Source organism: Clostridium akagii DSM 12554 (assembly GCF_000686725.1).
GTDB classification, from domain to species: domain Bacteria; phylum Bacillota; class Clostridia; order Clostridiales; family Clostridiaceae; genus Clostridium_I; species Clostridium_I akagii.
Map to the genome: position 1 here is coordinate 1 of NZ_JMLK01000046.1, position 8,864 is coordinate 8,864.

Sequence of the window (8,864 nt, forward strand, 5' to 3'; positions counted from 1 at the left end):
ACTAAGCATTTGCTTAATTTACTTTGTGCAGGTGTGGCGGAATGGCAGACGCACTAGACTTAGGATCTAGCGCCTTAGGCATGGGGGTTCAAGTCCCTTCACCTGCACCAATTAATAAAAAGTAAGTCTAATATAGTTTAAGTGGCATTTTTAATGTTGCGGGAGTGGCTCAGTGGTAGAGCGTCACCTTGCCAAGGTGAACGTCGCGAGTTCGAATCTCGTCTTCCGCTCCAAAATGCGGGTGTAACTCAGTGGTAGAGTGTTAGCCTTCCAAGCTAGTTATGAGAGTTCGATTCTCTCCACCCGCTCCATATTATGCGTCTTTAGCTCAGTTGGATAGAGCAATGCCCTTCTAAGGCATGGGCCGGGGGTTCGAATCCCTTAAGACGCACCAAAATAACTTCTTAACTTAAGAAGTTATTTTTTTTGTTCCATATTATTTATATCTCACTTAGCATACAACTGTGGATAGAATTGTAGTTATCCACAGCTTTTTTATAGATATAAACAGAATTCTGTTTATAATATCTATAAATGCATATATATTGTGTTAAAAGTTATCAACTTATCAACATATAGTAGTGTTAATAATGTGGATAACTTATCTACAAGCTTAAAGGTTATAATATAAGGAATTAACATAAAAAATAAGAAATGTGTATAAGTTATCCACATTAAATGTTAATATATATACATTTACATTATACTTTGTGGAATAGTATAATATTATGTATGTGAAAAGGAGTATAAAAATAATATGAATATAGATAAAAAAGTAATTTATGGAGAATTTATAAATAGACCAAATAGATTTCAAGCATATGTGAAAGTGGATGATGAGACAATAATGGTGCATGTTCCCAATACAGGAAGATGTAAGGAAATACTAATACCAGGATGTACAGTAATGTTAAGAGAAGAAAATGGTATAAAAAGAAAGACAAAGTATGATCTTATTGCTGCATTTAAAGACGAAAAAATTATAAATATAGATTCACAAATACCCAATAAAGTTGTGGAGGAAGCCTTGATAAATGGTAATATACCTAGGTTGAGGAAGTTTAAAACAATAGAAAGGGAAAAAACTTATGGAAATAGTAGGTTTGATTTCAAACTTACAGATGATAATGGTGATGTGTATTATCTAGAAGTAAAAGGTGTTACATATGAGGAAAATGGAATAGCTAAATTTCCAGATGCACCCACACAAAGAGGTAGAAAACATTTGCTGGAACTTGTGGATGCAAAAAATAAAGGTTTAGGCGCAGGTGTTCTATTTTTAATTCAAATGGATAATATGAAGGAATTTATGCCATATGATGATATGGATGTGGATTTTGGAGAGGCACTTAGAATTGCATATGAAAACGAAGTTGATATTTTTGCATATGAATGTACAGTTGATGCTAGAAGCATAACCTTGATTAAAGCTATTACAGTCATTTTATAAGGGATAGTAGTTTCTTTCAGATAGAAAAAACGGGAGGATTATATATTATGAAGTTTAAATATTGCCCAATATGTGGTGGAAAGCTCCAGGAGAAGTATAGTTATGATGAAGGGGGAGTTCCATATTGTCCGGTAGACGATGTTATGTATTTCGATACTCCAACACCGTGTATAATCGTAGCGGTAATTAGAGATAATATGCTATTAATGTTAAAGCAGAGCTATACATTTAAGAATTCAAATGTTCTTGTTTCTGGATATGTAAATACAGGTGAAATAGTTGAAGAGACTGTTTTAAGGGAAGTTAAAGAAGAAACCGGTATAATTGCAGGACAACCTAAATATTTGGGCAGTTATTACTTAGATTCAAAAGAAATAATAATGCTTACATTTATGGCGCACTATGAATCCGGAGAAGTAATAGAATCTGAAGAAGTGGATTGGGCAGGCTGGATTTGCATAGATGATGCTTTAAATGAGATGGCTGAAGATAAAATAGGGAAAAGTGTAGTTAAAAAAGTAATAGAAGAAATTAAAAACACAAATAATTAATATTTTAAACATAGAATATTTACTTGTAAAGTGATAATATAATTTTAGAAATATATGTATGGTAATAATATAAAATAGAGAATAGAATGATTATGTAGAGGTGAGCAAATGGGAAATAAGTATGTTCCAGATGTAAAAGGTTTATTAAGAAGTCATATGATAGAATTGCCATCCATAATAAGAAATGCAAGCGGTATTAGAGTATTTGGAAAAAGACTAAAATCATTTGTATTTTCAACAGATGTAGCCATAATAAGAAATACAAATGCTGATGCCATAATTGCAGTGTATCCATTTACACCTCAGCCAGTTATTACATCTGCACTTCTTATGGCAGCAGATGTTCCAGTATTTTGTGGTGTTGGTGGTGGGCTAACAACTGGTAAAAGAGTTATAAATTTGGCGCTAGATGCAGAGTTTAAAGGTGCAATGGGTGTTGTGTTAAACGGTCCAACCCCAAATGAAGTTCTAAGACAGGTGAGAGAAACCATAGATATACCAATCGTAGTAAGTGTGCTTTCTGAGTATGAAGATATTCAATCGAGAATAGACTCTGGGGCCACGATTCTGAATGTTTCAGGGGCGAAACGAACTGCACATATTGTTAGAATGATAAGAGAACAATTTCCCGAATTTCCCATAATAGCAACTGGTGGAAATACAGAAGAATCAATTAAGGAAACCATTGATGCAGGTGCAAATGCTATTACGTATACTCCTGAATCCAATGGTACTATATTTAGTGAAATAATGGACACATATAGAGATAGATATAAGGAACAGGAAAATAGACAAAATAACCAGTAGAGGTGTAATGATTTGATTAATGAAGAAGCTAACTGTAAGTATTGCGAGGAATATAGTTCAGGGAATTGTGATAAAATGGCTGATGATTGTATTTGTAGAAAGTGTGTAAGAAATTTAGGCCAATGTTTAACAATTAGGTATTGTAGAGAAACAGAATCAACACTTTCTTAGAATAAGAAGAAATAAGGGGGTTGTAAATATGGAGGCTAATTTTCAAAAAAAATTAGTAGATTTAAATAACTATCTAAAAAATTTGGAGTATATAAATAGTTCTATAGCACTATTACAGTGGGATAGTATGGTTAATATGCCTAAAAATGCAGTTAGATATAGAAGTGAAATGTTGGGATATCTTTCTGGAGAGAGTTATAAACTTTCAACATCAAGTGAAATAAAAGAGTTTATAGAATATTTTCAAGATATTCATGATTTAGATGAAATAACTAAGGCAACTATTGAAAATATAAAACGAGAGTATAACAGAACTAAAAAAATACCAGAAGATGAATATAAGCAATATGTAATGGCGGCTTCTGTTTCAAGTTCAGCTTGGGAAGAGGCTAAAGAAAAATCTGATTTTAAGATATTTGAGCCTCATTTGGAAAAAATGGTTAAATATAATCAAAAATTTGTAGAATATTGGGGATATCAAGGGAATAAATACAATGCACTTTTAGATATATATGAAGCAGGTATTACTACAGAAAAAATAGATAGTTTATTTGGGGAATTGAGAGATGCAATTGTAAGTCTACTAGGTAAAATAAAACAATCAGGATACTCTCCTAGCACAGAATTTTTTACTAAAAAGTTTAGTCCAGCTTCCCAAGAAAAATTTGGTAAGATAATAATGGATAAAATGGAGTATGATTATAAAAAAACTGGTAGAATCGATGAATCTACTCATCCATTCACAACAAACTTTGGAAATAAAGATGTAAGGATAACAACTCATTATTATGAAAATGATTTTAGATCAGCTTTATTTAGTTTTATTCATGAAGCTGGTCATGGTATATATGAACAGGATATTCCAGATGAATTGCAGGGAACGCTTCTGGGAACAGGAGCATCTATGGGAATCCATGAATCTCAATCCAGATTTTATGAGAATATTATAGGTAGAAGCAAAGAATTTTGGCAGTTTTTTTATCCGGAGGCGTTAAAGATGTTTCCGCAGTTTAAAGGAGTGGACCTTCAGGAATTTTATGATGGGATAAATACTGTAAATCCCTCATTAATAAGGACTGAATCAGATGAACTCACATATAGTTTGCATGTAATAATAAGATACGAAATTGAAAAATCACTTATAAATGGTGAGGTCAATGTTCATGACTTACCAGAAATGTGGAATGAAAAATATAAAGAATATTTAGGTGTAAATCCTAAAAATGATTCAGAAGGTGTACTTCAAGATATGCACTGGTCAGATGGAAGCTTTGGATATTTTCCAAGTTATGCATTAGGCAATTTATATGGGGCACAGTTTCTTAATAAAATGGAACAAGATATTCCGGATATATTTGATGAAATTTCAAAAGGAAATTTAACTATAGTCCATAAGTGGTTAAATGATAATATACACAAATATGGTGCGGTATATAAACCAGCAGATTTAATTAAGAAGGTAACTGGAGAAGAACTTACAGCTAAATACTTTATTAACTATCTAAATAAAAAATATAAGAGTATATATAAAATAAAATAGGGTCAAAGTGGTATAGTAAAATGATTTTATAATTTTGCTATACCACTTTTTTATAACATAAGAGAATAATAAGCAAATTTTTGCACAAACTACTAATAGTAAAGTTACAAATAACTATAGGTGGTGTTTAATATGATAGAAAGTGAAATGAAAAATATAATAGCAGAGAATTGTGAAGCTTATGAACCTAAATATAAAATTGCAACTATGAGTGTTGGAAGGCTTAGTGAGAGTTGTGGAAATTGTGGAAATTTTAAAGGAGAAAAATGTTCTAAAGGTCTCTTTGATGGAGCTAAAGATATTATAAGAATAAATTAATAAATTGTTGTTAATTTATTGTGATATTTTATATACTGTGTTATAATGTAAACGTACACAAGAAATATACATTATTCACTTTTTTCCACTGAAAGATCAAGATAGAGGTTAGTAATAGGGTCATGTAAAAAGTTTGATTATGGGATTGTTTAATGTTTTCATGGATTTTAATTAATTTCTTAAATATGTTATTTACCTGTTGGGGGATAGGGAATTTAATATGTTTAAGACAAAAGTTAGGTACACCTACGGGAAAACTTATGGGAAAGGTGTATCTTCAAGTGCAATTACTGGGTAAGTTGTACTTAAAAAAAGACTACAGCATGTGCACTGTAGTCTTTTTTTTGTTGTTATTATAAAAAATTAATTTGAATAGTATATGTTGGATTTGTATTAGAAACTATCGATTTAATAAGGTTTATCATTGATTTTTTTGAATTATCAATTGCAGTATTATAATACTGTGTTTCAAGCATCTTGTCTTTCATTTTATCCTGAACAGTTTTCCGTAGTAGTTCTCCATCTTCAGTGGAAAGCTTAATATCACCAAATCTAAGAAGACCTCTATCTGTTTCATTGTAAGTTGTTTTATTTGGATCTAAAGTTACGGCTTCAATAGCAGGTTTTTGCAAAGTTACTGTTATTGTATTGTTTTTCATAGTAATATTTTTACTGTTTAAAGTTGAAAGATCAATATCATATAAACCAGCACCTACAAAATTTATGCTTTGCATCTTTTTAAATATTGCTAAGGTTCCCCAACTATTGTCAATTGTAATGCTTTCCTTAAGTTCTACTTCAGTTGTTATTAGTTTTTGTTTTTGTTTAATAGCACTTACAAGTGTTTCCTTAGATATAAATTTTTTAGATCCATCTTCTGTTTTTGATATGGTCCAAGATTTTGGATCAGAATTAGGAGCGACATATATTCTATATGCAATAAAAAATCCTAAAATCAAGCATAGTATAATTAAAAGTACAGTTCTCTTTTTTACAAATATTCTCATTAAATTTACCACCATCCCAAATTGTGAGGATTTTTTTGTAATTAGATATATTTTATCACAAATTATATGTTTATATATGCGGAAATCCACATATACAATTTAATATTTTGTAAATAATTATAGTTTGTAGTCAAAAGAACTCTACCAATTGTTTAAAAAATCATAGAGGGCAGGATAAACATTTAAACTTGACATAAGATTAATATATGAGTCCATGGCGTTGTCATCTGGTTCTTTTGTTTTTAGTGCTCTTATCATAATATTTTTAGGAGTTTCTAATGGAGATATATACTCAACTACAGAAACTTCATAACCTTTAGCTTCAAGCATAATACTTCTCATACCTTCAGTTAGAACATCCGCAAGTTTTGTTTTTAATATTCCATGTTTAGTAATATCTTTGAATGGTTCATATTTATATTGGCTTAACAATTCTTTATGACAACATGGTACCGCAATTATTAGGTCAGATTCAACCTTTATGCCAAGAGCTAGTGCCATATCAGTAGCGGTATCACAAGCATGAAGTGAAATTACAACATTTATTTTTGTATCAGGAACGTAATCTTTTATATCAATAGCATGAAACTCCATATTTCTATAGCCTAAATTTGTAGCCATAATTTTAGATGCATTAATTACTATTTCAGAGTAATCCAGCCCTATAAAATGACATTTCCTTTTTTTTACTTCAGTAAGATAATAATTAAGTACAAAGGTTAGGTATGATTTTCCGCATCCACAATCTAAAATATTTAAAGTACTACTTTTAGGAAGTTTTTCTAATACGCCTTCAAGAAGTTCAACATAGTGGTCGATTTGATTGTATTTTCTAATTTTATCATTTTTGATTTTTCCATCTTTGCTCATTATACCAATTTCTTTTAATAATGTATCTGCCTTGCCGACCTTTATATAGTAATCACGGTTAAGCAATGAGGAGGTTTTAATAGTACTATTAATATCAATGTCATCTTTAGTATTTATATTTGAAAGATGAACATTTTTATTATCCCCAGTTATAACCATGGTTGAACCTCTTTCTATGTAGGTAAATTTAATGGCATCGTAATGAATTACCTCACATAGTATTTCATCTAAAATCTCTTGCATTGAGTAAAGTTCAGTTTTGCCGTTGAAAATGTATTTAATGGAACCTTCATCATATTTTCCAACACCAGTAAATTCTTTCAAACCAGTAGTGTAGTTCACAGTTATACCTTTAAATATAGAAGAGTTATCATCAAATCTTCCTTGTACACCCATAAAAAAAAGTTTTAATTTGTTTAAATTTTGCTTGTTCATTATAATCACCGTATGCCTTTCTAAAAATTAACATGTAAAATGTAACTATTTATTTTAATATATAATTTGTCATAAACATATTATCATTTATTAGTAGCTTACTGTAAAGATATTTTAATTGTTAAAAAGTAAAAAATTAAAACTATGATGTGAGAATATATAAGACTATAATAAGAAGAAAGACTAAAAAATGTTATAAATAAGGATTAATTGAAAAGTGGGAGAGGGAAATGACTAAAGAGTCAAATGTAAGTATGGAACTTGCTAAAGGCAAAGGTAATGAATATATAATAAGAGATAAGCTTGGAATAACAATTGGAAGAATAAATATCATTGATATATCCAAAGACAATGAGTACTGTCTAGCAAGAATTAAATTTTATAAGGATGATAGTGAAGGGATTAAGTATCTTGAACAAGCACTTAGCTTTTTTGTAGCATCGTTATTTAAAGAAAAGAAAATATATAAAATTAATATTATTGCAGATGAGGAATTATCTGCTAGGCCATTTGTAAACGTTGGTTTTATGCTAGAAGGTATAATATCAGAGAGTATCAATTATAAGAAGCTTCGTAAGAATGAAATAGTATTTGGGATAAATTACGACATAACTAGTAAACTTAATACTGTTAACATTTTAAGATTACAGGGAGAGCATGTGAATTTAAAAGTATTAACTACAGATGATTCCAAGGACATGCTTGATTATTACAATAGAAATAGGGAACATTTGAGAAAGTATGAACCTACTAGAGATGAATGGTTTTATTCTATAGAAGCTCAAAGGCAGATACTGGTTGAAAATTATAAGCAATTTTTGAATGGAATTGGTATCTATTTTGGTATATATAGAAATGAAAAACTAATAGGAAAGATTCAAATGTCGAGTATTGTTACTGGAGTATTTAAGAGTGGGATAGTTGGATATTCAATGGATAGCGAGCAGCAAGGTAATGGATATATGAAGGAAACATTGAAGATATTGATGAAATATGCTTTTAATGAAATGGGTATTCATAGGATAGAGGCATCGGCACTAGTTGATAATTTGAGATCTCAAAGTGTTTTAAAAAGCTGTAACTTCACTGAACTTGGATTAAACAAAAATTATTTATTTATAAACGGTAAGTGGCGAGATCATATTACGTTTTATATAACAAAGGAAAATTAGGACATAAAAAGGTATTAATTGTAATAATATGCCTTTTTATATTGTTAATTCATGAAACCATCAGTGGAATAGATAGATATTATCATATACATTGCCCCGCGTATCGTATATAACAAAACAGTGAATATCTGTGATGAAACAAGGTATATAGAATTTAAGCTGAGTAATAGGGGTATACATAGTAAACTAGTGTCTATAATTATGGTATTATAGAACACGTCGCAAGAAACAAACGAGAAAAAAAAGAAACAGCAAACTGAAATTGATACTGAAAAAAAGTATTGACAAAGGGTTTGAACTTGTGATATTATATAAAAGTTGCCTAATGGCAACACAGTGATCTTTGAAAATTAAACAGAGAATAAGAATTAAGTAAACCAGCAAATTTCTTTGAATCTTAGAAATAAGATTTAAAATATTTATATTAAGCGAAATGAGCTTAATCAAACACTTTTTTATGAGAGTTTGATCCTGGCTCAGGACGAACGCTGGCGGCGTGCTTAACACATGCAAGTCGAGCGAGAAACCTTCGGGTTTCTAGCG

The 8,864-nt window shown here is 30.3% G+C and carries 9 protein-coding genes, 4 tRNA genes and 1 rRNA gene; 12 read left to right on the forward strand and 2 right to left on the reverse strand.

The genetic code is table 11. The features are described 5' to 3' along the window. The first annotated feature begins 27 nt into the window (after positions 1-27). The 10 genes from BR66_RS0115350 to BR66_RS0115395 all read left to right on the forward strand — a co-directional run bounded on the left by BR66_RS0115350 (position 28) and on the right by BR66_RS0115395 (position 4,837). Positions 28-110, forward strand: a tRNA-Leu gene (locus tag BR66_RS0115350). A 48-nt stretch (positions 111-158) separates the two neighbouring features. Next, positions 159-233, forward strand: a tRNA-Gly gene (locus BR66_RS0115355). A gap of 4 nt (positions 234-237) precedes the next feature. Next, positions 238-311 (forward strand) — tRNA-Gly (locus BR66_RS0115360). Positions 312-317: 6 nt separating this feature from the next. Beyond that, a tRNA-Arg gene (locus BR66_RS0115365) sits at positions 318-394 on the forward strand. Positions 395-757: 363 nt separating this feature from the next. After that, a complete protein-coding gene (gene sfsA / locus BR66_RS0115370; protein ID WP_026883688.1) occupies positions 758-1,450 on the forward strand; it encodes a DNA/RNA nuclease SfsA in 693 nt (230 codons plus the stop codon). 47 nt (positions 1,451-1,497) lie between these two features. Continuing rightward, a complete protein-coding gene (locus BR66_RS0115375; protein ID WP_026883689.1) occupies positions 1,498-2,001 on the forward strand; it encodes an NUDIX domain-containing protein in 504 nt (167 codons plus the stop codon). Positions 2,002-2,109: 108 nt separating this feature from the next. Continuing rightward, complete coding sequence (locus tag BR66_RS0115380; RefSeq protein ID WP_026883690.1) at positions 2,110-2,808, forward strand: beta/alpha barrel domain-containing protein; 699 nt, start codon at positions 2,110-2,112, stop codon at positions 2,806-2,808. Between the two features lie 12 nt (positions 2,809-2,820). Next, a complete protein-coding gene (locus BR66_RS26160) occupies positions 2,821-2,979 on the forward strand; it encodes a hypothetical protein (protein ID WP_026883691.1) in 159 nt (52 codons plus the stop codon). Between the two features lie 28 nt (positions 2,980-3,007). Then, positions 3,008-4,519: a carboxypeptidase M32 gene (locus BR66_RS0115390; protein WP_026883692.1), complete on the forward strand. Its 1,512-nt coding sequence runs from the start codon at positions 3,008-3,010 to the stop codon at positions 4,517-4,519. Between the two features lie 132 nt (positions 4,520-4,651). Then, the gene (locus tag BR66_RS0115395; protein ID WP_026883693.1) at positions 4,652-4,837 is read left to right on the forward strand and encodes a hypothetical protein; all 186 of its coding nucleotides are present in this window, start codon (positions 4,652-4,654) and stop codon (positions 4,835-4,837) included. 353 nt (positions 4,838-5,190) lie between these two features. On the opposite strand, the gene BR66_RS0115405 is transcribed toward BR66_RS0115395, so the two are convergent. Next, positions 5,191-5,844 (reverse strand): DUF4230 domain-containing protein, encoded by a 654-nt coding sequence (locus BR66_RS0115405; RefSeq protein WP_026883695.1) that lies wholly within the window; start codon positions 5,842-5,844, stop codon positions 5,191-5,193. Positions 5,845-5,985: 141 nt separating this feature from the next. Continuing rightward, on the reverse strand, positions 5,986-7,149 hold the full coding sequence (locus tag BR66_RS0115410) for a class I SAM-dependent methyltransferase (RefSeq protein ID WP_026883696.1): 1,164 nt from the start codon (positions 7,147-7,149) through the stop codon (positions 5,986-5,988). A gap of 230 nt (positions 7,150-7,379) precedes the next feature. On the opposite strand from BR66_RS0115410, the gene BR66_RS0115415 reads away from it, so the two are divergent. Both BR66_RS0115415 and BR66_RS0115420 read left to right on the forward strand, forming a co-directional pair. Continuing rightward, positions 7,380-8,321 (forward strand): GNAT family N-acetyltransferase, encoded by a 942-nt coding sequence (locus BR66_RS0115415; protein ID WP_026883697.1) that lies wholly within the window; start codon positions 7,380-7,382, stop codon positions 8,319-8,321. A gap of 453 nt (positions 8,322-8,774) precedes the next feature. Next, positions 8,775-8,864, forward strand: a 16S ribosomal RNA gene (locus BR66_RS0115420); the annotation flags it as partial.

Excerpts from the sequence above, each read along its gene's own strand:
- sfsA (WP_026883688.1), top strand. The coding sequence starts at position 758 with ATGAATATAGATAAAAAAGTAATTTATGGAGAATTTATAAATAGACCA.
- BR66_RS0115375 (WP_026883689.1), top strand. The coding sequence starts at position 1,498 with ATGAAGTTTAAATATTGCCCAATATGTGGTGGAAAGCTCCAGGAGAAG.
- BR66_RS0115380 (WP_026883690.1), top strand. The coding sequence starts at position 2,110 with ATGGGAAATAAGTATGTTCCAGATGTAAAAGGTTTATTAAGAAGTCAT.
- BR66_RS0115390 (WP_026883692.1), top strand. The coding sequence starts at position 3,008 with ATGGAGGCTAATTTTCAAAAAAAATTAGTAGATTTAAATAACTATCTA.
- BR66_RS0115395 (WP_026883693.1), top strand. The coding sequence starts at position 4,652 with ATGATAGAAAGTGAAATGAAAAATATAATAGCAGAGAATTGTGAAGCT.
- BR66_RS0115405 (WP_026883695.1), bottom strand. The coding sequence starts at position 5,844 with ATGAGAATATTTGTAAAAAAGAGAACTGTACTTTTAATTATACTATGC.
- BR66_RS0115410 (WP_026883696.1), bottom strand. The coding sequence starts at position 7,149 with ATGAACAAGCAAAATTTAAACAAATTAAAACTTTTTTTTATGGGTGTA.
- BR66_RS0115415 (WP_026883697.1), top strand. The coding sequence starts at position 7,380 with ATGACTAAAGAGTCAAATGTAAGTATGGAACTTGCTAAAGGCAAAGGT.